This window comes from Psychrobacillus sp. FSL K6-1267 (assembly GCF_038003265.1).
GTDB classification, from domain to species: domain Bacteria; phylum Bacillota; class Bacilli; order Bacillales_A; family Planococcaceae; genus Psychrobacillus; species Psychrobacillus faecigallinarum.
Map to the genome: position 1 here is coordinate 2,644,246 of NZ_JBBOOR010000001.1, position 22,658 is coordinate 2,666,903.

Annotated in this window: 24 protein-coding genes and 1 other annotated feature; all 24 genes read right to left on the reverse strand. The window is 36.4% G+C overall.

Features of this window, described 5'->3' with window-relative positions:
• Positions 1–6: 6 nt before the first annotated feature.
• Positions 7–558, reverse strand: coding sequence for an ATP-binding protein (locus tag MHB55_RS13465; RefSeq protein WP_225215938.1), 552 nt, complete (start codon positions 556–558; stop codon positions 7–9).
• Positions 555–1,325 (reverse strand): hypothetical protein, encoded by a 771-nt coding sequence (locus tag MHB55_RS13470; protein WP_186318035.1) that lies wholly within the window; start codon positions 1,323–1,325, stop codon positions 555–557. The genes MHB55_RS13465 and MHB55_RS13470 overlap by 4 nt, the downstream gene beginning before the upstream one ends.
• Positions 1,326–1,994: 669 nt before the next feature.
• Complete coding sequence (locus MHB55_RS13475) at positions 1,995–2,279, reverse strand: DUF1294 domain-containing protein (protein WP_144535457.1); 285 nt, start codon at positions 2,277–2,279, stop codon at positions 1,995–1,997.
• A 202-nt stretch (positions 2,280–2,481) separates the two neighbouring features.
• Entirely contained in the window at positions 2,482–2,841 is a 360-nt protein-coding gene (rplT, locus tag MHB55_RS13480) for a 50S ribosomal protein L20 (RefSeq protein ID WP_144535455.1), read from the reverse strand.
• A gap of 47 nt (positions 2,842–2,888) precedes the next feature.
• Positions 2,889–3,089, reverse strand: coding sequence for a 50S ribosomal protein L35 (gene rpmI, locus MHB55_RS13485; RefSeq protein WP_144535453.1), 201 nt, complete (start codon positions 3,087–3,089; stop codon positions 2,889–2,891).
• A 30-nt stretch (positions 3,090–3,119) separates the two neighbouring features.
• Positions 3,120–3,641 carry a translation initiation factor IF-3 gene (gene infC, locus MHB55_RS13490; RefSeq protein WP_186318088.1) on the reverse strand — a complete coding sequence of 174 codons (522 nt, stop codon included), beginning with the start codon at positions 3,639–3,641 and terminating at the stop codon, positions 3,120–3,122.
• 306 nt (positions 3,642–3,947) lie between these two features.
• A complete protein-coding gene (gene thrS / locus MHB55_RS13495; RefSeq protein ID WP_144535449.1) occupies positions 3,948–5,873 on the reverse strand; it encodes a threonine--tRNA ligase in 1,926 nt (641 codons plus the stop codon).
• A gap of 124 nt (positions 5,874–5,997) precedes the next feature.
• Positions 5,998–6,222, reverse strand: a binding site (T-box leader).
• A gap of 51 nt (positions 6,223–6,273) precedes the next feature.
• Positions 6,274–7,215: a primosomal protein DnaI gene (gene dnaI / locus MHB55_RS13500; protein WP_154310435.1), complete on the reverse strand. Its 942-nt coding sequence runs from the start codon at positions 7,213–7,215 to the stop codon at positions 6,274–6,276.
• A gap of 9 nt (positions 7,216–7,224) precedes the next feature.
• The gene (locus MHB55_RS13505; protein ID WP_340863975.1) at positions 7,225–8,580 is read right to left on the reverse strand and encodes a replication initiation and membrane attachment family protein; all 1,356 of its coding nucleotides are present in this window, start codon (positions 8,578–8,580) and stop codon (positions 7,225–7,227) included.
• A gap of 30 nt (positions 8,581–8,610) precedes the next feature.
• Positions 8,611–9,075, reverse strand: coding sequence for a transcriptional regulator NrdR (gene nrdR, locus MHB55_RS13510; RefSeq protein WP_144535444.1), 465 nt, complete (start codon positions 9,073–9,075; stop codon positions 8,611–8,613).
• 120 nt (positions 9,076–9,195) lie between these two features.
• Positions 9,196–9,579 carry an adenosylmethionine decarboxylase gene (gene speD / locus MHB55_RS13515; RefSeq protein ID WP_144535443.1) on the reverse strand — a complete coding sequence of 128 codons (384 nt, stop codon included), beginning with the start codon at positions 9,577–9,579 and terminating at the stop codon, positions 9,196–9,198.
• Between the two features lie 268 nt (positions 9,580–9,847).
• Complete coding sequence (locus tag MHB55_RS13520) at positions 9,848–10,852, reverse strand: glyceraldehyde-3-phosphate dehydrogenase (protein ID WP_340863429.1); 1,005 nt, start codon at positions 10,850–10,852, stop codon at positions 9,848–9,850.
• 121 nt (positions 10,853–10,973) lie between these two features.
• Positions 10,974–11,564, reverse strand: a complete 591-nt coding sequence (gene coaE, locus MHB55_RS13525; RefSeq protein WP_151113572.1) for a dephospho-CoA kinase — start codon at positions 11,562–11,564, stop codon at positions 10,974–10,976.
• A 13-nt stretch (positions 11,565–11,577) separates the two neighbouring features.
• Positions 11,578–12,453: a bifunctional DNA-formamidopyrimidine glycosylase/DNA-(apurinic or apyrimidinic site) lyase gene (mutM, locus tag MHB55_RS13530; RefSeq protein WP_151113570.1), complete on the reverse strand. Its 876-nt coding sequence runs from the start codon at positions 12,451–12,453 to the stop codon at positions 11,578–11,580.
• 12 nt (positions 12,454–12,465) lie between these two features.
• Positions 12,466–15,093 (reverse strand): DNA polymerase I, encoded by a 2,628-nt coding sequence (gene polA, locus MHB55_RS13535; protein WP_340863430.1) that lies wholly within the window; start codon positions 15,091–15,093, stop codon positions 12,466–12,468.
• 148 nt (positions 15,094–15,241) lie between these two features.
• On the reverse strand, positions 15,242–16,213 hold the full coding sequence (hflC, locus tag MHB55_RS13540) for a protease modulator HflC (protein ID WP_144535434.1): 972 nt from the start codon (positions 16,211–16,213) through the stop codon (positions 15,242–15,244).
• On the reverse strand, positions 16,213–17,202 hold the full coding sequence (hflK, locus tag MHB55_RS13545; RefSeq protein WP_144535432.1) for an FtsH protease activity modulator HflK: 990 nt from the start codon (positions 17,200–17,202) through the stop codon (positions 16,213–16,215). Before hflK ends, hflC begins: the two co-directional genes overlap by 1 nt.
• Before the next feature lie 543 nt (positions 17,203–17,745).
• Positions 17,746–18,471, reverse strand: a complete 726-nt coding sequence (locus MHB55_RS13550) for a hypothetical protein (RefSeq protein ID WP_144535430.1) — start codon at positions 18,469–18,471, stop codon at positions 17,746–17,748.
• A 410-nt stretch (positions 18,472–18,881) separates the two neighbouring features.
• Entirely contained in the window at positions 18,882–19,064 is a 183-nt protein-coding gene (locus tag MHB55_RS13555; RefSeq protein ID WP_144535429.1) for a hypothetical protein, read from the reverse strand.
• Between the two features lie 226 nt (positions 19,065–19,290).
• Positions 19,291–20,106 carry an SDR family NAD(P)-dependent oxidoreductase gene (locus tag MHB55_RS13560; protein WP_144535427.1) on the reverse strand — a complete coding sequence of 272 codons (816 nt, stop codon included), beginning with the start codon at positions 20,104–20,106 and terminating at the stop codon, positions 19,291–19,293.
• A 38-nt stretch (positions 20,107–20,144) separates the two neighbouring features.
• Complete coding sequence (locus tag MHB55_RS13565; protein WP_144535425.1) at positions 20,145–20,351, reverse strand: hypothetical protein; 207 nt, start codon at positions 20,349–20,351, stop codon at positions 20,145–20,147.
• 99 nt (positions 20,352–20,450) lie between these two features.
• Complete coding sequence (locus tag MHB55_RS13570) at positions 20,451–20,948, reverse strand: HIT family protein (protein ID WP_340863431.1); 498 nt, start codon at positions 20,946–20,948, stop codon at positions 20,451–20,453.
• Between the two features lie 82 nt (positions 20,949–21,030).
• On the reverse strand, positions 21,031–21,456 hold the full coding sequence (locus tag MHB55_RS13575; protein WP_144535422.1) for a hypothetical protein: 426 nt from the start codon (positions 21,454–21,456) through the stop codon (positions 21,031–21,033).
• A gap of 469 nt (positions 21,457–21,925) precedes the next feature.
• A complete protein-coding gene (locus MHB55_RS13580; protein WP_340863432.1) occupies positions 21,926–22,288 on the reverse strand; it encodes a YunG family protein in 363 nt (120 codons plus the stop codon).
• Positions 22,289–22,658: the final 370 nt, after the last annotated feature.

Consider the following 22,658-nt stretch of genomic DNA (forward strand, 5'->3'; position numbering starts at 1 on the left):
TGATACTCATTTTAATTGTGCAAGTTTAACTATTTCTCCTACTATAATCTGCACATCCTGTTGTTTTTTAATCACAAACAAATAATCTGCCTCTTCTTTTGTTGGTTCAACTACTTCTGCTAGATTTTGTCGAATAAGTACTTCATCAAAATTAGAAGCAGTTCTTAAAATCGATGTACTGCGCTCGCTAGCCGTAACTCTATCCTTTAATATTTCTTCAGGTATATCAAAATATACAACCACTGTCTTAAAACCAGAACTCTTATAATACTCTAAAAACCTAGTTCTACCATTAATATTTCTATTGGAGTTACACAAAATAAGATGGCAATCCGACTCTTTAACGGCATAATCGACAATCATTTGTGTAAGCCCATATTTCAACTTATTGCTAGCCGTCTTTGGTAATAAGTTTATGTAATGAGTAGCTAAAAACTCCGCATGATTGTCCTGATCAATTATCACTGAATTTGCTAAATGTTTTTCTAATAGTTTGGCGAATGTTGTTTTACCACTATGTGTCTTTCCGACAGTCATTATAACGATTCTGTTTTTCATAAGGTTGCCTTGTTGCTAAGGGTTATAAATAAGTTCTCTACATTAAAAAAAGTGCTCAAAGGTTCTTTTCTTCCCGTTTCATACCATTGCTTGTATTGTTTAAATACTTCTATCGGGTTATTATTATTTTGCTCTTCCACCAAATGCTTAACGGTTAAAAAGCTTCGAGAATAATCATACATAATACTGGATAACTCATTAATATAGGAACTAGTTCCAAATTCATCTATACTTCTAGTGCCGTATTGATCCTTATAATATGCTACAATTGCTAATTCAACATTAGTGATTATTTCAAAATCTTCAGGGTTCAATAAATTTTTCCTAGCTATGTAGTCACACATTCCTTCTTCAAACCAAATACTATCTCGTTCCTCATCAAACTCATCGGGAAACAAATCTAAATGGTGAACCATTTCGTGACCAGCTATCGTTAAGACGCCTTCGTCCTTAAAATGTTGATAGAAATCTTTTATCAAATCATTCTCTACATCTCCGTATATTTTCATGAAAAAATTTCTCCATTCACCAATGTCTGGTGTCATATAGATTAGATTTCGATTTGTATAAGCTGGAATTGGAATGTCCGAAAAGGTACTAGTAGCTAAATCTACTGGAGTCCAGACGAATCCTTTAGGCGGTTCATTTAATTCATATTCTTCCTCTAGTAAGGCTTTAAAGTCTTTTAATCTAACTTTAAAGGACTCTATTATTTCTAAGTATTTAACAGCCTCATATGGTGTTTCAAAAGCGTATATATGTTTCATATGTCATTCCTCCCTTTCTTCTCTATTTATTATATAATAAAAAATAAAGTGAAAAGTAAGAAATTAATATAAAACGTACAACTACCTATAACTGCTCCGCCCCTTAAAATGTAAAGTTCTATATCTCCATTTTGCCTTACCTTACAATTTTTATTACTACACTCATATGATTGTAGCGACAGGCGGCGACTCCTGTGGGATGAGTGAGACAGATAAGACATCACAAACGACGCATAAGCGGCGGTGATGGCTTATCGCTCACCCCACGGAAAGCGCCCGCCGAAAGCGAAAATCTATCCTTTAACTGTCATAGTTTAGGGCGCAGTTCAAGGTTCTTCTTAAAGCTCTTTTTCAACTATTACCTTCATTTTTTACACTCAAAAGAATATTCACTTGTTAGGTTACTATGAATATCGAGGATGGGCGTCCCGCCAATTTCAAGACAGCCATTGTTAGCTAAATTTATTTCCTTTGTATTAAAATAACTAGATGAGATTGTTAAAAAAAGGAGACCTACTATAGCTATTCCTAAAAGAAATACCACTTGTAAAAAGTACTTATTCTTAGTCATTTTCGAAAACCTCATTTCAATTATATATGGCTATATTACTTATACCACTATACGAATGTAATTATTTCGTATCAATCTAAAGATTCTTCTAAATTAAATTAGAATACTAGAGGACTATTATCCGTTAACAACCAAACAATTAGAAATATATACAAAATTAGTAACATGAGAAAGCCTACACGAAAATTGGTATGCTTTGTTTTGTGATGAAAAAGCTGCATCCCTAAATATGCACCAATTCCACCTCCAAAGATGGCAAAAGTCCATAAAGTTTTTTCAGGAACCCTTTGTCCTTTTTTCTTTGCTTGTGATTTGTCATAGCCCATCAAAAAGAACGCTGAGACCGACATTAACAAGATAAAAATGAGAATTACATTTACCATAATTGTCCCTCCTCTAAAAAAACGTAAGTGCCTTTACCTGCCTCCAACAAGTAACTGAAGAATAGCGTAGAGGCAGCTCCTCACTGCAGCTAGACATAACGAAATGCGCAAAAGCCTATATTCACCCCAGGTAGCAAATGGGGGAAAGCATTAGATTGTAAAAAAAAGGCTGATAGAAAATCTATCAGCCTTTTCATCTAACTTATTTGTTGATTGCTTTTTTTGCTGCATCAGCAAGTTGTGTAAATGCAGCTGCATCAGTTACAGCTAAATCAGCTAACATTTTACGGTTAACTTCGATTTCAGCTAATTTTAATCCGTGCATTAAACGGCTGTAAGAAAGTCCGTTCATACGAGCTGCCGCATTGATACGTGTGATCCATAATTTACGGAAATCACGTTTCTTTTGACGACGGTCACGGTATGCATACATTAATGATTTCATAACCTGTTGGTTTGCTACTTTATATAATGTATGTTTAGAACCGTAATAACCTTTAGCTAATTTTAATACCTTTTTACGACGCTTGCGCGTCACTGTTCCGCCTTTTACGCGTGGCATGTTCATTACCTCCTGCTATTCTTTCGAATAATTTGATTTCGTTTAAATTATTTCATGTAAGTAAGTAAAGTTTTGATACGTTTGTAATCGCCTGAAGAAACTACTTTAGTTTTACGTAATTTACGTTTAGCTTTAGTAGATTTGTTAGCGAATAAGTGGCTTCCAAAAGCACGGTCATGTTTTAATTTACCTGTACCCGTTTTTTTGAAACGCTTTGCAGCTCCACGGTGAGTTTTCATTTTCGGCATGTCGAATTCCTCCTAAACAATTGTACTCTATTACTGTTTTTCGTTCTTAGGTGCAAGCACTAAGAACATGCTGCGTCCATCCATTTTCGGTTTTGACTCGATAGTGGATACTTCCGCACAAGCTTCTGCAAATCTATCTAAAACTCGTTGTCCGATCTCTTTATGAGTAATGGCACGACCTTTAAAGCGAATAGATGCTTTCACTTTGTCTCCTTTTTCAAGGAACTTGATCGCATTTTTCAATTTCGTTTGGAAATCGTGTTCATCGATTGTTGGGCTCAAGCGAACCTCTTTCATTACGATGATCTTTTGATTTTTACGAACTTCACGATCTTTCTTTTGCTGCTCAAATTTGAATTTACCATAGTCCATGATACGAGCGACTGGTGGCTTGGCTTGAGGAGCCACAAGGACAAGATCCAAATTTACACGACCTGCTATTTCAAGTGCTTCGTTACGTGTTTTTAAACCTAATTGATCACCATTTTGATCAATAACGCGTAGTTCGCGTGCTCGAATGCCATCGTTCACATACATGTCTTTGCTAATAATGATCCACCTCCAGATAGTGTCGCGAATACATGGTTTGGGCATAAATTCCGTAGAAACGAATCAGTTACGCCGTTTTCGATCCAATAAAAAAGCGAGCAGACATTTGTTATGTCTGCCCGCCGATATGAGAAATATGTAGCAACTACATATTACAGTCGATCGTGTGCTTACCAGTCAACAACCTAACGTGTCGAACAGGTGAGAAGCGGGCAGCCTCTTCTTATACCACAAACTTGTATTCAATAACCTTAATAACTATACCATCTGTAACAATAGTTGTCAACAAGATTATTCAATAATTATTAATTAGTGTTTTACTTCTTCTTGGATTCTAGTTAAGAACTCATCGAAAGGTATGCTTTCAGAGTTTTGTTCTCCGTATTTACGTACGTTAACGTTCCCAGCCTCTAACTCTTTATCGCCTAAAACAAGCATGTACGGGATTTTTTGCATTTGCGCTTCACGAATTTTGTAACCAAGCTTCTCTTCACGGTCGTCCATTTCTACACGGAATCCAGCAGCAACCAATTGCTCTTCAATTTGCTTCGCATAATCGAAATGCACTTCATTGGAAACTGGTATAAGCTCAACTTGCACTGGAGCCAACCAAGTTGGGAAAGCACCTTTGTATTCTTCAATCAGGAATGCGACAAAACGTTCCATAGTTGAAACGACTCCACGGTGAATAACAACCGGACGATGAGGTTTACCGTCTTCTCCTACATATGTTAAGTCGAAACGCTCAGGTAACAAGAAGTCTAATTGAACTGTAGACAAAGTCTCTTCCTTACCAATCGCAGTTTTTACTTGTACATCTAATTTAGGGCCATAGAATGCTGCCTCGTCTTCAGCTTCGATATAATCTAAACCTAACTCATCCATTGCTTCTTTTAGCATGCTTTGAGCTTTTTCCCACATTTCATCATCATCAAAGTATTTTTCTTTGTTGTTTGGATCTCTGTAAGATAAACGGAAAGAATAATCATTTAAGTCAAAGTCTTTGTAAACAGAGATGATTAGTTCTACAACCTTTTGGAATTCAGTTTTGATTTGATCTGGACGTACAAAAAGGTGAGCATCATTTAAAGTCATCCCGCGAACACGTTGAAGTCCCGATACAGCTCCCGACATTTCGTAACGATGCATAGTACCGAGCTCAGCAATGCGTAATGGGAGGTTGCGGTATGAATGCATGCCATTTTTGAAAATCATCATATGATGCGGACAGTTCATCGGACGCAATACTAATGTTTCGTTATCCATTTCCATTGGTGGGAACATAGAATCTTGATAGTGCTCCCAATGGCCTGAAGTTTCATAAAGATCTTTAGAACCCAGCACAGGTGTGTATACATGTTTATAGCCGAGCTTCAGCTCTTTATCCACGATATAACGCTCGATTACACGTCGAATAGTTGCTCCATTCGGTAACCAAAGAGGTAAACCTTGTCCTACCTTCAATGAGTTAGTGAAAAGTTCGAGTTCTTTACCAATTTTACGGTGATCACGCTCTTTTGCTTCTTCCAACATTTTCAAATGAGCTTGAAGGTCTTCTTTTTTGAAGAAGGCAGTTCCGTAAATACGTTGAAGCATCTTGTTGTCACTGTTACCTCTCCAATAAGCACCTGCTATGCTTAATAGCTTGAATTCCTTTAACTTGCCTGTAGATGGTACATGGACTCCACGACAAAGGTCAAAGAATTCACCTTGCTCATAAATAGAAACCTGTTCACCAGCAGGAATTGCTTCTAAAAGCTCTACTTTATACTCATCATCTTTAAATTTGTCAAAAGCTGCTTCACGAGAAACATCGTGGCGAATAATTTCGATATTTTCATTAATGATTTTTTTCATTTCTTTTTCGATCAATGGTAGGTCATCTGCTGTTATTGGCTCTGGAGAATCTATATCATAGTAGAATCCACTTTCAATAACTGGACCAATACCTAATTTAACATCCTTGAAAAGACGTTTAACTGCTTGTGCCAATAAATGCGCAGAACTGTGACGAAGAATTTCTAATGCCTCATCTGATTCCGGAGTGATGATTGCAATCTCCCCATCCTCTGTAATAGGTGTTTTTAGATCAATCAGCTTACCACTTAATTTACCTGCTAAAGCTTTTTTACGCAGCCCAGGGCTAATAGATTGAGCTATTTCTTCTGTAGTTGTAGATGAAGGAAACTCTTTTACTGCTCCATCTGGGAATTGTAACTTAATAACATCTGCCATTTTGAACACTCCTTAATTGTTTTAGATTAAATGCTGGCTTCAAAACTGTTCTTTCCTTGAACAGCTAAGCCTGTTCAGGTAATACGATTATTTATTTTAGACAAAATAAAAAACCCCATCCCGGTAAAGGGACGAGGTTTAAATCGTGGTTCCACCCTTCTTCTATCTATACGAGTATAGATGAAGCTCTGCATCGGCTAACGGGCCGGTGACCGGCAACTGCTACTTCAATTTCACAGCTACTGCTCGGAGGTGGTAAATCGATTGTCGATACTTAAGAAGCTTCCAGCCAAGGCTTCTCTCTCTATAAGTCGTACAAACTGATTATTGTCCTCTTCAACGCATTATTCTTATTCTTATGAAAATGATTATACGCCACGACTTTATCATTTGCAAGTAGTTATTTAAGCTCTCTCCAGTTTTTCCCTCGTAGAGCAACTGGATTAGTGAGTGCTTTAATCCGCTCCATAATACGCCCTGCCTTTACTACCTCTTTTTCTCCACGTTGCGTGTAGGAAAGATGATGTTGTAATTCATCGTAGTTAAAGTTCGAGGACATAAACGTCGGGAGTTGCTCTGACATTCTATAATGGAGAATTGTGCCTATAATCTCATCTCTTGTCCAGCTAGACATGGTTTCCGCTCCAATATCGTCAAGCATTAGCACTGGGGCCTTTTTCACAAACTCTACTTTTTCAGGTAGAGACTGATCTTGTATCGCTTGTTTCATTTCTCGCAGAAATTCCGGCACATATACAACGACAGAATGAATATGTCTAGCGGCTAGCTCGTTGGCTAATGCGCCTAATAGATAGGATTTACCAACACCAAACTTACCGTAAATATAGAGTCCTTTAGCTGGCAAGACATTTGTTCTTTCCCATTCGTTCAAGAAGTCTTTAGCAGCCCTTACCGCAACTACCCTACTGTCATCCTGTAAATCTAAACTTGAGAGACTCGCCTCCATCACTTCTTTAGGCATATGAATGCTGTCTATCATAGAGGTTACTTTTTTACGTTCATCCTCTATTACTCCTCGTTTACACCTTACATATTCTACATCTATTAGGTTTCGATCTAACACTAGCTTCGGCTCATAGCCCTTCATAAAGTTCGCACACTGCTCTAGCGAGGGACATTCATTACAATCATGAGACTGAGATTTATATTCATATAGCTTACTCAAGCTTCGACTTATTACCTGTTTCGAGATATCTTCGGAGTTTTCTTCTATAAATCCTTGTATACCCGGATCCTCCAATACTTCTTGCTGTAATTCGTCCAATCGAGAAGTAAATTCGGGAGTAATCACTCTTTTGAGTGTTTCATTGATTCGCTCCATTTTATTCACCTACCTTTTCTTCATACCTAGTTCTTCTAGTAATTTTTGTCTCTCTGCATCAATATCCTGAATTCCATTTGTTTCTTTTCCTGACTGTTTCAGCTCGTCATCTTTTTTATAAAACCAATCTGGCACCTTTTCTTCCCTAGTAGGTTTTTTCGAATAGGATTTCTGTTTAGAGCCTTCATTTTTCCACTTCATATATTGCTCATGCTCATTTCTTGCGAGCTCCATAGCTTCTTTAGCCGTTTTGATATCCTTACGCATCCAGTGTGATGCAATCTTCTCTGCGTAATTCTTTGTTAGTTTCATGTCCGTTCGCAGAAGAACGTATTGTAAGAGGACATTCACTACACCAATTGGCATTTTATAATGTGTGACAAAATAATTGGCTAACTGAACATCTGCAAGTATAGGCTCTTTTCCATTAGCAATATCCTTTAAAACCTTTGCAGGAGCAGTTGTTTCCAAATATTGAATCAACTCTTCCTCTTTCGTTAGCTTTTTCTCTACATTCTGTACTGGTTTCTCTGATAGCTCTATTTTTTGAAGAACTGGGGCAGTTCGAGAAACTGTTAGCTTATAATACTCGGCACATGCTTTTTTCAATCTAGCATCAGAAAGATTGAGATCATCATCCAATGCCAAAATAACAACCTTTTGCATTTCTATTGGTGATAAATTATACAAAAAAGCCAATTTCGCAATTATTTCTCTTGCTTCCAATGTCATTGCTGACTTGGGCACCAACTGTTCTGATAACCCTTCCTGCAATAAAACAAAGTCAAAATCTTCATAATAGAACGGCACAGAATTATTTCGTTTCTTTGATTGAAATTGCTCTTGCGTTGATATCGAAGTACCCGTTTTTGTTGATGGCTTAAAGACATCAACAAACGTTCTAGAAACATCTGTGAACTCTTCATGCCAGTTAGGCTTTTGTATGTAACGGTTTCTTAGCTGTTTATATGCATTTTCCCCAATTTTATTTAGTAAAAACATAGATAATAAGGGATCCTTTAAAAAGGACTCTGCATCCAAAGGAGCCTCGAGCTCATAATAGAAGGTTCTTCCTTCCTCAGTTGACTTTTGCCAAGTACGAAGCAAGCCTATTGCTTCCAGGGCAATTCTAGCCTGAAAAATTTTACCTAGTGACAAACCTAAGACGTTTAATAAATGATAATGCGTCCATTGTTCGTTATCTTTCATCTCTCCATCAGCCCATAAAGTCAAGTAGAGACTAATACTTTCAGCACCTACTAGCGGCTGATAAAATAACGTCAATAATTGACGATCATAATCAGAAAAAGAATATGGCAAGCGAATCATATATGTATCTGTTGAATGTAGCTCCTTATATAACATCACTTGTTAACCTACTCTCTAATTAATAACTTATAATGAAGGGTTCTTTTTCAAGATTTCCTTTAATTCATCGATGAATACATTGATATCCTTGAATTGACGATAAACGGAAGCAAAGCGAACATAGGCAACTTCATCGATTTCAGCAAGCTTGTCCATGACTTTTTCGCCTACCTCCTCTGATTTCACTTCAGAGTTACCAGTTCTTCTTAGCTCCTTCTCAATATAAAACACGATCTCCTCTAATTGGTCAAGTGCAACTGGCCTCTTTTCACATGCACGAATTAATCCACGTAATATTTTTTCACGACTAAATTCTTCTCGTGAGCCATCTTTCTTTACTACAATTAATGGAGTCTCCTCTACTTTTTCAAAAGTCGTGAAGCGGAAACCACAGTCTTCGCACTCTCTCCTTCTTCTAATCGCTTTGTTATCGTCTATAGGTCGTGAATCGACTACTTTAGTGCCATTAAATTGACATGCTGGGCATCTCATAGAACCTCTCCTAAATCTTATCTATAATTTTGTATTCCTATTATAACAATTTTTTCTCATAAAATCGAAAAAGCAGAGGAATAAGTTCCTCTGCTCACTCATTTAGGCATTATGTTTCATTTACGCTTGAACTGTCATGCGTTCTTGAGGTGTCTTAACTGGCCCCATACCACGTGGCATTTCGAGCGTTTCGCGCGTTCCAGCATTAAGAGCATCTGCGATATAGTTAGCTGCGATTGATGGATCTAAATCACCACAAGTATACACATCAATGCTTGCATAACCGTGCTCTGGAAAGCTGTGAATCGTTAAATGCGATTCGGAAATAATAACGACTCCACTTACACCTTGTGGTGCAAATTTGTGAAAAGCAACTTCTCTTACCTCTGCACCAGATTTTAGTGCAGCATCAACAAATGTTTGCTCGATAAATTGCATATCGTTAAGTTTGTCGAAATCGCACTCCCATAGTTCTGCAATAATGTGACGTCCCATTGTCTCCAATGTCCGTTTCCCCCTTTGATTAGTTTTATTTTTAACATCAAAGTTGACTACCACGGGGGAAAGTTAGTCCAAAGAGGTCCTAACCCTTTAAGTAGTCCATGTACTAGAAGTACACGATTCCCATTATAAAACAGTTTTTTTAATAATGCAATATAAAAAATCCTCTTTCTACTAATTCTAGAAAGAGGATGGAAATATGTTATTAACAGGAGATAAAAATTATTTATACGCAAAGAATAGCTAAAATTAGCTGTCTAGAAATTGACGATTAAAGACCACTTGCTACTTTTTTAGTAAGGTCAACTACTCTTGCAGAATAGCCCCATTCATTATCGTACCAGGCTAGAACTTTAATTTTTGTTTTGCCAATTACCATAGTCGTCAAACCATCTACCGTACTAGAATTAGTAGTTGTATTGAAATCAATGGAAACTAACGGCTCATGAGTTATTCCTAAAATACCCTTCATAGAACCTTCAGCTGCTTTTTTGAAGGCAGCATTTACTTCTTCAGCTGTCACTTCTTTTTGAACATCCACAACTAAATCAACTAAAGAAACATTAGGAGTAGGTACACGCAAAGCCATTCCATGAATCTTCCCTTCTAGCTCTGGTAGAACCAATGAAAGTGCTTTCGCAGCACCGGTCGATGTTGGAATAATCGATTGTCCACATGAGCGTGCGCGTCTTAAGTCTTTATGTGGGTTGTCTAAATTATTTTGGTCATTTGTATATGCATGAACCGTAGTCATTAAACCATTTTCAATTACAAATGCATCATTCAATACTTTGACAACGGGCGCTAAGCAGTTTGTTGTACAGCTTGCATTTGAAATGATTTGGTGATTTTTCACATCTAACTTATCGTCGTTTACACCAATAACAATCGTTGCATCTTCATTTTTGGCAGGTGCTGTAATTACAACTTTCTTCGCTCCTGCTTTCAAGTGACCAGATGCTTTTTCACCATCATTAAATTTTCCTGTGGATTCAATAACGATATCCACGTTCAATTCTTTCCATGGTAACTTTTCAGGCTCACGTTCATTTACGATTTGTACTTTTTTACCGTTAACGATTAAAGCATTTTCGCCTATTTCAATTTTTCCAGTGAAAGTGCCATGCGTAGAATCATATCTAATTAAATGAGCTAAAGTTTCTAATGGGTATCTCGCATTGATAGCTACTACATTTAAATCCTCTTGTACGATTGCTTGGCGAAATACCATTCTCCCGATTCGTCCAAAACCATTGATTGCAATTGAAGCTGACATATAATAAGTCCTCCCGTAACGTGTGATACTTTTTGTTTTATAATCATGCATTAGTATAACACATTTTTAGAATTATGTAGCCTTAAAATAGCCCATTTTAAAATTCATTATTTTCAAATAATTATTTTTTCCAAGATTTTAAAATTTTTTCTAATTGCTCCTGAGTAGACTCTAAAGTACCATTATTATAAATAACAGCATCTGCACCCTTTTCCTTTATAGAGAGCGGCAGCTGTGATTGGATTCTTGCCTTTGCTTCCTCCATAGAATAATTGTTTCTTGACATTAGCCTATTCAATTGCGTTTCTTCTGATACAGTTACAACAATAATCTTATCGACATAGGATTGTAGTCTACTTTCAAACAGTAAGGGAATATCCATAATAATAGTTGGGTAACCCGCTTCCAAAAGCTCTTCCTTTTGCCTCATCATCTCAGCTCGAATAGCTGGGTGCATTATGTCATTTAGCTGCTTTCTTTTAGCGGGCGAGGAAAAAATGATTTCTCCAAGTTTTGGACGATTTAGATCTCCATCTGAAGTTAGTATATCTTCCCCAAACACATTTATAATCGCTTGTAGGGTTTCGGTCCCTTTTTCAACTACGACTCTTGCTACAAGATCAGCATCAATAATTGGATAATTCATTTCCTTTAACATATTTGATACAGTACTTTTACCGCTAGCAATACTTCCTGTTAAACCAATAATCATGATGAATCCTCCGTTATTTTTGGCACGAACCACAATAGGTAGATGTTCGACCGGCAATTGTTTTCTGCTTGGTTGGTTTCCCACAGATTGGGCAATTTTTTTTGCTATACATTTGTAGTCTATGTTGCATTGTTCCTGCTCCCCCATTTATAGAGCGATAATCCGAGATGGTACTTCCCCCATTTTCAATACTGTCTAATAGCACGGCGACAATTTCATGGAACAATTGAATTTTTCTTTCCTTGCTAATTCTTTTTACTTTTCGAGCAGGATGAATTCTAAGATTAAATAACGCCTCTGTTGCATATATATTGCCACAACCTGAGACTACATGGCCATCCATGATGAATTCTTTAATCGGTTTATTTTCGTATCGTGGGAGAAGGCTCATATTTAGGTAATGGTCTAGCGCTCCTTTGTTAAAAGGTTCAGGAGCCATTAGCAGTAACGGCGGATAATCTGCTTCGGTTTCTAACAGACGCAGTTCACCAAACCGACGTATATCGGCATATACAAGCATATCATCCTCATCAAAATGAAGCGTAACATGACTATGCTTCTTAAACTTTTCCTCCATGATGTCATCAAGACTTCGTACATAGAACCAAGCACCTGACATGCCAAGATGGGAGACAAGCAAAAATGATTCTCCGTCTTGATTTTTTAAATGAAAGTAAATATATTTAGAGCGGCGTTCTATTCGAACAATCGCCATTCCGGGAAGAGCAGACTGGAAAGATTCCACGTCTGCCCCCTTAATGATTGCTTCCTTCCCATTTTCCTTTGAATGAATAATAGTAGGGGAAACATCTACTGATTTAATCAATTTTCCCGTAACAACTGGCTGAAGTCCTCGAACTACCCCTTCAACCTCTGGTAATTCCGGCATACTTAAAACTCCTTACTTTGTATCGTACCAAGATGATCCATATGCATATTCAACTTTTAAAGGCACATTTAATTTAATCGCTGATTCCATTACTTCCGGGACAATTTTTTCTAATAGAGCTATCTCCTCTGGAGGAGCCTCAAATATTAGTTCATCATGCACTTGCAGGAGCATTTTTGTTTGCATATTTTCTTTTTCTAATCGTTCAGCCATATCAATCATTGCTTTTTTAATGATATCGGCTGCACTTCCTTGGATAGGCGTATTCATCGCCGTACGCTCTGCAAAGCTTCTCAAGTTAAAATTAGAGCTTGTAATCTCAGGTAAATATCTTCTTCTATTTAATATTGTAGTAACAAAACCTTTTTGTTTCGCTGTTTGTATACTTTCATCCATATATTCTTTCACGCCTGGGAAGCTTTTTAAATACTTGTCGATAAAAACAGCCGCTTCTTTGCGTGTGATATCTAGGCTTTGAGAAAGACCATAGTCACTAATTCCATAAACAATTCCAAAGTTTACAGCCTTGGCAGCACGGCGCATATTCGAGTCAACCTCGTCTGCACCTACATGAAACACATCCATAGCAGTTTTAGTATGAATATCCATATTATTGTTAAATGCTTCGATTAGATTATCATCCTCCGACATATGAGCAAGCACACGTAACTCTATTTGAGAATAGTCAGCTGCAAACATCACCCATTCCGGGTTAGATGGAACAAACGCTTTACGAATCTTTCTTCCTTCCTCGATACGGATAGGTATATTCTGTAAGTTAGGGTTAACAGAGCTTAAACGTCCTGTTGTAGTAAGCGCCTGCTGATATCTTGTGTGGATTTTCCCATCATCTGTATGGATCTCTTTTAGGAGACCTTCGATATAGGTTGAATTTAACTTTCCTAACTGACGGTATTGAAGAATTTGCTCTATGATTTCATGCTCATTTGCAAGCTTCTCTAATACATCGGCTGCTGTAGAATAACCTGTCTTAGTTTTCTTAATTGGCGGTAGTCCTAGTTTTTCAAAAAGAATCACTCCAAGCTGCTTAGGCGAATTGATATTAAATGCTTCACCTGCTAGGGCATGAATGTCCTTTTCAATTTGTTGTAGCTTGATCTCTAAATCATGACCCATTTCTACAAGAACCTGCTTATCTACCTTTACTCCATCCGACTCCATCGTTCCTAAAATAGAAGCAAGTGGCAATTCCAATTCCTTATATAGCTTAAATTGTTCATTTTCTTTTAATTTCTTTTCTAGAATAGGCTTTAAATGCCAGATAGCCAAAGCCTTCCTAGTAGCATGCTCCGCCAGTTTCTCTTCCTCTGGAACAGATTTTTTTGCTCCCTTTCCATATATCTGCTCGTTGCTTAATACATTAAAATAACCATACTCTTTTCCAATAGATGCAACATCGTCTGCAGATAATGAGGCATTATCAATATAAGCTGCCAGCGTTAGGTCAAACTCTACTCCGGAAATGCTAACTCCATGCTTTCTACTTACCGCTTGGGTCGCCTTGGAGTCCACTACATATTTTGTCTTCGACTCATCCTCTAGCCATGTACAAAATTCTTTTGAATGAAAAGCAGCTTCCCCTGGAACAAAATAGGATTGCTCTCCATCGGATAAAGCGATTCCTAATAAATCCGCTGTATGGTATTGTTCATCATATAATTCCAAGTGAAGAGACATTTCATCCTTTAATAAAGTGAAATCTATTTCCTTTACTATTTCAAATTTCGTTTCAGTAGTAGATTGCTCTTCCGCCACATATTCCGTTTTTTCTAATAAAGTTTTAAAGGATAGTTCCTTCCATATAGAGATCACTTCATCCATGTTTGGTCCGCTATAAGTGATATCTTCAAGTGAAACTTCAATAGGAGCATTTGTTTCAATGGTAGCGAGCACCTTACTCATCTTTACCTGTTCCTCGTTAGCAACAAGCTTCTCCTTTAGCTTAGCACCGCTAACAGAGTCAAGTGCCTTGTATAGATTTTCGACAGAGCCATGCTCCTTTAATAGTTTAATCGCTGTTTTTTCTCCTACACCTGGAACTCCCGGGATATTATCGGAAGCATCTCCCATCAATCCCTTCATATCAATGATTTGAAGCGGGGTTAGTCCGTATTTTTCCTGAACATGCTCCGGTGTATACTTCTCTATATCTGTTATTCCTTTTCTTGTAATGTAAACAGTCGTGGAGTCTGTAGCTAGCTGAGTTAAATCTTTGTCCCCTGACACAATGACTACTTGCTGACCCGTCGTCTCCGCCTGGCGGCTAAGCGTCCCTATAATATCGTCTGCCTCATACATTTCCAGCTCATAGCGTTTAATACCATAAGCATCGATTAGCTTGCGTAAATACGGGAATTGCTCAGAAAGCTCTGGTGGAGTTTTCTGTCTGCCACCCTTATATTCTCCAAATGTAGAATGTCTGAAGGTTGTTTTCCCAGCATCAAATGCCACAAGCATATGAGTTGGATTTTCCTCGTCCATAATTTTTTGGAGCATCATCGTAAAGCCATACACGGCGTTCGTATGTATTCCATGTTCATTTGTTAATAAAGGAAGAGCAAAGAATGCGCGATAAGCCAAACTATTCCCATCTAATAATAGAATTTTTTCGGAAGACATGAATAAATTCACTCCTTGGTTTATATTGTTTTACATTAGCTTCTATACAATATTAAAAGTGCATTTTCGTATTAATACATTTAGCTAAAAATAAAATCGTCATTCCCTATATCTTACCACGACAGTAAGGGGAATGACGATTCATATACTATTCTAAGTATCCTGAAAGGATATTAGCATAAGGTGAATCTGATGGAATAATAATCATTGTATCTTCACCAATGGTTTTCTTATAGGATTCTAACGTTCTGTATAACGAATAGAATTCAGGATCCTTAGAGAAGCTCGAGTTATAAATTCTCGCTGCCTCAGCATCACCTTCTGCTACAAGAAGTGCAGCTTCTTTTTTTGCAGCAGCCTGCATTTGAATAACTTTACTATCCGTTTCTGCTTCAATTCTCCTCTTGTCAGCATCACCAGTAGATAAAAACTTTTGAGCAACACTTTCACGATCGGAAATCATTTCGTTATAAACAGATTGCTCATTCTCTTCTGGCAAGTCTGTTCGTTTAATACGTACATCTACTACTTCAATACCATATTTATCTTTTGCTAGAAGTTCATTTACTTCTTGTGTTATTTGATCGTTAAGGCTTCCTCGAGATGAATTTTCATCATTAATAATCTCGTTGTAATTTAATTGACCAAGCTCTGAACGAACGACCGAATAGATGAATTCTTCCATACGTGAGCTTGCATTAACAATATTCCCTGCATTAGATATCATATCTTTAGGATTAACTACTCTCCAAATTGCATAATTATCAATAATTATTCGACGTTTATCCATTGTATTTATTTCTGCCTCAGACAGATTATGATTCATTTGATATTTTGGAATGGTCGTTACACTTTGGACAAATGGGATTTTCATATGCAATCCTGGTGAATCCTTAATGCTTTTAATCTCACCAAACTGACGAATAACCTTATATTCCCCTTCTTTCACTACATAAATATTAGCAAGGGCAATTACTGCTATTACAAAGACTACTAAGATAGTAATAAAAGACTTAGTATGCTTTTTAAAATCAATTGGTGTCTTTTCTTTCTTTGGTTTATTCGGAACAGTCTTAAACTTAGATTCTAAATTTGCAAAAGGGTTGTTGTTATCTGACATTATTGTCCACTCCCTTCTTCTGTCTTCGATTCATTTGTTGTGGTAGCTGCAGGTGCATTTTGTTTAGTAGATTCTAGCGGTTGTAATGGTAAGTATTTCATCGTTCCACCATCATCATTCATAATATAAATTTTCGCGCCCGGTAAAACGGAATCTAATGTCTCCATTACTAATCGCTGTCTTGTTATCTCTTTGTTATTTTGATATTCAGCATAAAGCTTATCAAATAAGGCTACATCCCCTAAGGCCTGTTCTATACGGGCTGTTTGGTAACCACGTGCTTCAGAGATAATTGCATCTACTTCACCCTCTGCCACACTTATTTTCTCATTTTCATATTTTTCTGCTTGGTTTACCTTTGTATTTTTTGTTTCCTCCGCATCCGTTACTGCGGTGAAAGCTGCACGGACCTCTGCATTTGGAAGCTCTACATCTTGTAATTTTACGGTTAAGACAGTAATCCCTATATCATACTTTTTAATCAATGACCCTAGAAGCTCGTTTGTATCTGCTTCTATTTGAGCCTTCCCAGAAGTTAATGCATCATCAATTTTAGAATTCCCTATAACTGAACGAATGGATGCTGAGGTCGCATCATGCAACATTTCTTTTGGATTTTCGGAATTAAATAGGTACGATTTTGGATCGGTAATTTTATATTGTACTACTAGGTCCGTCAATACGATATTGTCATCACCTGTTATCATTTTTGTATCCTTGTCATATGAAGTTATTTCCCCACTCTCATCCTGCTTGTATCCAAACTGAAGGCTAAAAGTTTCTTTTGATAACTTTTCTACCTTCTGAATTGGCCAAGGAAGTTTAAATTTCAAACCAGACTCTGTTATTGGCTCACTCGCCTCACCAAACGTAATGACGATTGCCTGTTCTGATTCATCTACTGTATACCAAGAAGTAAATACTGCGGATAAAAGAATAATTCCAACTATAGAAACAGCAATAATGGTCAATAATCTTTTTGTACTCATATCTTTTCCCCTTTCTCTCTATATAATTCTTTTACGGAAAGAAAGGGTAGTTGGTTTCAAAAATATAAATATTTAGATTTTTTATGCTACGTTAAAAGTTAAGGGTGATTTAAAAGTGCAATAAAAAATGAGCTGGAAAATGTATCTCCAAGCTCATTAATTAATACTAAATAACCCGTTTGTCGGAAAAGTATTGTGTAGTTTTAAGATTTTCAGTCATTTTCTCGCTTAACCCTTTACATGGACCTGCTCACTTAAGGCTGGTAGAAATCCTAATTCAGAGTTTAGGGATGGATAGTAGAACGCTATTTGTAATAATTTTAAAGTTGTAAATTGGCGATTTCCCTAGCGTTACCCCTTTTAGTAAATATAAAAGCTTGTATTAATGTATGCAAGTGCAGTAGTTCCTATATTGGTGCAATTTTTAAGAGAATTAACCCACCACTTGTTGATAGTAGTGAATGAGGATCCTTTGCAGGTGAAGCTAAAAGAGGGTTTTATATATAAAATATTAAATTTTTTCTTTATTGAAAAGGCATTTTGTTATTGTACTAACAAAGACATTTTAGCCTTTGATGGAGTTTCATATTTGACTTTAATATTCTTTTGCACAAAATTACCTCCCCCTACTCCATACAAGCCTCCATGATTACTCTTATAACTATACACTCGATATTCTTCCCCCTTTTTCAATGGGCGAATGGTTGTTAAAGTTCCATTGCTCTGTAATTTAACTAGATTAGTGTCTTGATGAATCGTCACCTTACCGATTTGACCTAATTTTAGTTCCGTTTTACCCCACATTACCTTTTGTGGTTTTACTTGTTTTTTTATAAATTCTGTTTTAAAGCTGTATGCCCCTCCACTTGATGGAGCACCGTCAGTTTCTACTTTAAAATAGTATGTACCCTTTGGAATATTTATCGATATTCCATCATTTTCAGTAACATTTTTAAATGTATTAACAGATATTTCATTTAAATAATTTAAATTTGTATCTAAAATGGATAAATAAGTTCCCATATACACTGAATTTAAGTTGATTGTTAGAATGCCCTCCTTTGGAACGATTACTTCATAAAAGTCCATATCATGACGATATTCAAACATACCTTCCACTTCTGTATCAAGTAGAATTTCTTGTGCTTCTTCAATAGAAGTATTCTGATCTTTATCAATCTCGGTTGTAGCAAAAGCGTGTCCACCCATCCATAATCCACCAAATATGATGCTTATTCCAAAAATAGTACTTATCAATCCCTTTTTCATACTAATTCCCCCTGTACATTATTTACTTCTTGACTACCACATATTTGCTTATAATTACTTTTTAATTTTAACATAAATATCCAACAAAAAATCACCTTCCAGAAATGTCTAAAGGTGATTTTTTAAAATCTATTTAAAAAATAGTTGTTAATTCCAAGTATTATAGGAGGATAGTTGGTAACCCATTCGTACTTGTTTAGTTTTATAAAGATAAACAAACAATTGCAAGTGCTAGTATTATAAAAACTACCTTCATATAGACATATTACCGTTTAAATGAAAACATAGCTGAAATATACTGTCCCCTGCTAGAAAAAAACATACCCTAAGTTTATTATTATATTAAGTTAGCAATAATCCTTTTAATATTACTATTTTAGGGGGTCAACAATCGCACATTATTAACGGAACTAAAACGGCAGGCTTTGAAAAAGCGAAATAGTTATAACTAATGCCGATAAAGATCCTGCGGACAGTAAGGTTAACATTTTTCGCCAATTTATCTCTTTTGAAGGTTTTGCAGCCTCTCGGGAAACCGCAATCCATATCACAAAAGAAACTATGGCTACAATGGCAATAACATCTTTAGACATATTTAATACCCCCTTGTATTATTCAGTTAAAATGACGCGTTTGTTGAACACAACTTAAACAACACTGTTCTACTAACCCGTTGCTTAGCTCAATAAGAAAAAGTGCTTTACTCCTTCTTGAAGTAAAGCACACCGTTAGTTTAAGTGCAATATTTCACTATCATTCTTTTGTATTAATAATTAAATGATTTTCAACTCTCGCTCTCTATAGACAGGAAGCTGATTATCATTCATACGGCAAAGGTTGAGTTCCATCGACATCGGTAAAGCCATATTTTCTCGCTAGTTCAGCCACCATTATTGTTTCTCCAGAAAACTTAGATACCGTGGTGTCTGATGCCAATGCGACAACCGCACGGCCTACATACGCCGTCGTTTCAGTTGTTCCATCCTCTGGTCCAAAACCCGAATCTATAACTCTTTCTGTTCTCATCCAACCTGGGCAAACAGCAACGGCTGAAACGTTGTAGTCCTTTAATTCCTTTGCCATTCCTAGTGTCATTCGATTGATAGCATTCATAGCTAAATCGTAATATAAATTACTTGAGATTGTGTCTTTGATAAAAAATGTAATATTTACAATTAACCCTTTATGGTGTTGGGCCATCAGAGGTACAGCGTATCGAGTAGTCAGCAAGTAAGCTTGAGGTCCAGCAACCATCATAGCATCCCAATGCTCCAGTGGTCGTTCCCAAAAATGCCGCCCATCAACTGATGGTAGAGAACTTTCGGATCCACCAAATACACTATTAACTAAAATATCAATGCGACCATGTTCCCTTTCAATTTGCTCAAATAAGTTCCTTACATCATTTTCACTTGTATGGTCACACTGTATTGCGATGCCTTTACCTCCTCTAGAAGTAACACCATCGGCAGTTTCTTCAATGGTTTCTGGTCGATTATCGGTTGTAGACCCCTTTACACTCCGTCCTGTCACATACACCGTCGCTCCTGAACTGCCTAGTTGAAAAGCAATGCCCCTACCCGCCCCACGGGATGCACCACTAACAACAGCAATTTTCCCTTGTAATGGTTTCATATTTTCCTAACTCCCTGCCCCTTTAGTTAAAAGTCATGTTAAAGTTTCCTTTTTAATAAATTCAACAAATTTATTAAGTAGTACATGAGTGAAATCATAAATGATAGAAGTATAACAATTATTGTACCGAATATATAGATTGCTGTTTCGGTAGCATCACCGCCATCAAACACATTTCCAAATAGAAAAAAGAAAATTACACTAACCATTAAAGTTAAGAAAAATATACTAATATACTTTGACATATTATCCCCCTCCACAATCCAACTTTACCGTAATAATCTAGACCTTTATTAAACTAAAATGCCGTATTTGTTAAAGTGGGAATATGTATTTTGTGAATTTCATTTATCATTATTCAACTTATCTATTTCAAACCAGGTTCTTAACTGTTCAGGATAGCTTAGCCTTTCCTCTGAAGAACTTAACTTGCCGTCGGTTCGATAAAGATCATCATTATTATAGCGTGGATAAACATGTAAATGATAATGCCAAACATCCTGGCTTCCTCCAGGTTCGTTATGTTGTCGAGTGGAGATACCATCGCATCTGTAGCACTCCTTTAATGCGTAGGATATCTTCTGCGCCAACTTATGAATTCGTGTAGCATATTCAACAGGTAAGTCGAAAATATTTTCAAAATGTTTATTTGGAACGATGATTACATGTGCTTTATTATTTGGCCACCACAATGTTGCGATTAAAGCCGTTACATAATCATCTTTGTACACAATATCTTGCTGTTTAGATTGGATTAGCTTGTCTTCTTTATCCTCAATACCTTTTACCAAAAGACAAAATGGACAAACATAGCCTTCTGGCATATGACTATAATGAATCATACTAATAACCCCTTTAAATAAATTCATACGCATTAGGTTCCTGATGTGTAATTAAAAAGCTGCTTCAAGCTGACTTCGTATTTTATTTCTTAATCAAACCACCAATAATCTTTGGACCATATTTAACAGCTGCACCTCCAGCTACAGTTAGTACTGTTGCAATTACACCAACAATGAACTTTTTATTACTATCGTCTTGTTCGCGTGCACTCTGAGCATGTTTATCCATTCGATCGTAAATCGCTTCCCTTTGTTCTTGAGTAATATCAACTCTTTTCAATTCATCCTTATAGACTAATATAATCTGTTTTAAAACGTCAAAAACATTTTGTGATGAACTACTGGACAAATCGGTTACTTTTAAGAACATATCTTTAATATTTGGTGCAAGTTGCATTAGATTTTCAATATCTTCTAACGAAAGGTCAATTTTTTCTTTTTCTAATAGTTCAGATGCTTTTTCAACTAACGATGATACGTGTGTCTCTTCTTTGTTTTTCCCGCTCATAAAATATCCTCCACCACTAATAAAGTAATTAATACTAATATTATTATCAGTCTATTCTGAATATTAGTAAAGTTAATGTTTCATATTACTTTTCTACTTTCAAATATAAAAAGAGCACCCAATAGATGCCCTTCGATGTTATTATTCAATTTCCGTTACCCGCTATATGTTCACAATGAGGACATAGAAAATTGACTTTGCTTGTTAAACTAAAGCCGTGTTAGTTCAATAAACTTCTCTTAATCCTCACCCTAACAAAGGCACTATTATTATTGGTAAAGCTAGACTTATTAAGAATGTAATAAGCCAATCTCTTTTTTTGGTCGTCTTAAGTAGTATATTCAATACAGAACAAATACAAATACAAATACAAATACAAACTATAAATCCGAACAATATATTGATAAGTTCCATAAAATCCCCATATATTACCTTTTTCCGATTTTACCATAAATCCATTAAATAATTATTATAAAAGTTGTTCTAGTATATTTAATACTTTTTGTTTCAAGTAACTGTATTTTGTTTCATTGGTATCTAAATAAGCTTCTTCTCTGTTTGAGGGAGCGTCCATGTACTCTATTGCTCCCTTAAATTGACTGTCAGTAAAATCATAACGTTTGCCATTAATACTATTATAAAAATGCCAGTCGTCTAATAGCTTAGTTTTCAAAATTTCTCCACCCAATAAATCATGAACTACTAAAGTTGTTACACCACATTGACCTTTTGCTATATTCTCTTTACTCCATTTAGTACTCGATTCAATAGACCAGGAATTAGATAAAGCATATTTAATTTTTTCACACAGTTTTTCATCTAATTTTTTCATCAGTTTCACTCCTGTTCAATTTAAGACTCGTAGACGAATGCGATGGCTTATTGATCCCTCCATCATCCGACGAAAGCGGAAATCTGCCCTCACTTGTTCTCACTCTTCCAGTAAATTATCTGTCATTGATAACTTTATATAGTTAGATTCGCTCATATGACTTTCTCATTAATATTTAACAGATGATTGAAGCGGCAGGCGGCGACTCCAGTGGGATGAGTGAGACAGATAAGACATCACATACGACGCGTAAGCGACGGTGATGGCTTATCGCTCATCCCACGGAAAGCGTCCGACTAAAGCGGAAATCTCTCATCTCTTGTTCTCACTCTTCCAGTAAATTATCTGTCATTGATAACTTTATATAGTT

Bases quoted from the DNA above. Each gene is read 5' to 3' on its own strand.
- MHB55_RS13575 (WP_144535422.1), bottom strand. From the start codon at position 21,456: ATGAGCGGGAAAAACAAAGAAGAGACACACGTATCATCGTTAGTTGAA.
- MHB55_RS13505 (WP_340863975.1), bottom strand. From the start codon at position 8,580: ATGTTATATAAGGAGCTACATTCAACAGATACATATATGATTCGCTTG.
- mutM (WP_151113570.1), bottom strand. From the start codon at position 12,453: ATGCCGGAATTACCAGAGGTTGAAGGGGTAGTTCGAGGACTTCAGCCA.
- MHB55_RS13550 (WP_144535430.1), bottom strand. From the start codon at position 18,471: ATGAAAAAGGGATTGATAAGTACTATTTTTGGAATAAGCATCATATTT.
- MHB55_RS13555 (WP_144535429.1), bottom strand. From the start codon at position 19,064: ATGTCTAAAGATGTTATTGCCATTGTAGCCATAGTTTCTTTTGTGATA.
- MHB55_RS13565 (WP_144535425.1), bottom strand. From the start codon at position 20,351: ATGTCAAAGTATATTAGTATATTTTTCTTAACTTTAATGGTTAGTGTA.
- rpmI (WP_144535453.1), bottom strand. From the start codon at position 3,089: ATGCCGAAAATGAAAACTCACCGTGGAGCTGCAAAGCGTTTCAAAAAA.
- dnaI (WP_154310435.1), bottom strand. From the start codon at position 7,215: ATGGAGCGAATCAATGAAACACTCAAAAGAGTGATTACTCCCGAATTT.
- nrdR (WP_144535444.1), bottom strand. From the start codon at position 9,075: ATGAGATGCCCAGCATGTCAATTTAATGGCACTAAAGTAGTCGATTCA.
- MHB55_RS13465 (WP_225215938.1), bottom strand. From the start codon at position 558: ATGAAAAACAGAATCGTTATAATGACTGTCGGAAAGACACATAGTGGT.
- MHB55_RS13570 (WP_340863431.1), bottom strand. From the start codon at position 20,948: ATGATTCATTATAGTCATATGCCAGAAGGCTATGTTTGTCCATTTTGT.
- MHB55_RS13470 (WP_186318035.1), bottom strand. From the start codon at position 1,325: ATGAAACATATATACGCTTTTGAAACACCATATGAGGCTGTTAAATAC.
- MHB55_RS13560 (WP_144535427.1), bottom strand. From the start codon at position 20,106: ATGAAACCATTACAAGGGAAAATTGCTGTTGTTAGTGGTGCATCCCGT.
- hflC (WP_144535434.1), bottom strand. From the start codon at position 16,213: ATGTCAGATAACAACAACCCTTTTGCAAATTTAGAATCTAAGTTTAAG.
- MHB55_RS13580 (WP_340863432.1), bottom strand. From the start codon at position 22,288: ATGAAAAAATTAGATGAAAAACTGTGTGAAAAAATTAAATATGCTTTA.
- coaE (WP_151113572.1), bottom strand. From the start codon at position 11,564: ATGATTATTGGTTTAACAGGAAGTATTGCTAGCGGTAAAAGTACTGTA.
- rplT (WP_144535455.1), bottom strand. From the start codon at position 2,841: ATGCCACGCGTAAAAGGCGGAACAGTGACGCGCAAGCGTCGTAAAAAG.
- polA (WP_340863430.1), bottom strand. From the start codon at position 15,093: ATGTCTTCCGAAAAAATTCTATTATTAGATGGGAATAGTTTGGCTTAT.
- hflK (WP_144535432.1), bottom strand. From the start codon at position 17,202: ATGAGTACAAAAAGATTATTGACCATTATTGCTGTTTCTATAGTTGGA.
- thrS (WP_144535449.1), bottom strand. From the start codon at position 5,873: ATGGCAGATGTTATTAAGTTACAATTCCCAGATGGAGCAGTAAAAGAG.
- MHB55_RS13520 (WP_340863429.1), bottom strand. From the start codon at position 10,852: ATGTCAGCTTCAATTGCAATCAATGGTTTTGGACGAATCGGGAGAATG.
- MHB55_RS13475 (WP_144535457.1), bottom strand. From the start codon at position 2,279: ATGGTAAATGTAATTCTCATTTTTATCTTGTTAATGTCGGTCTCAGCG.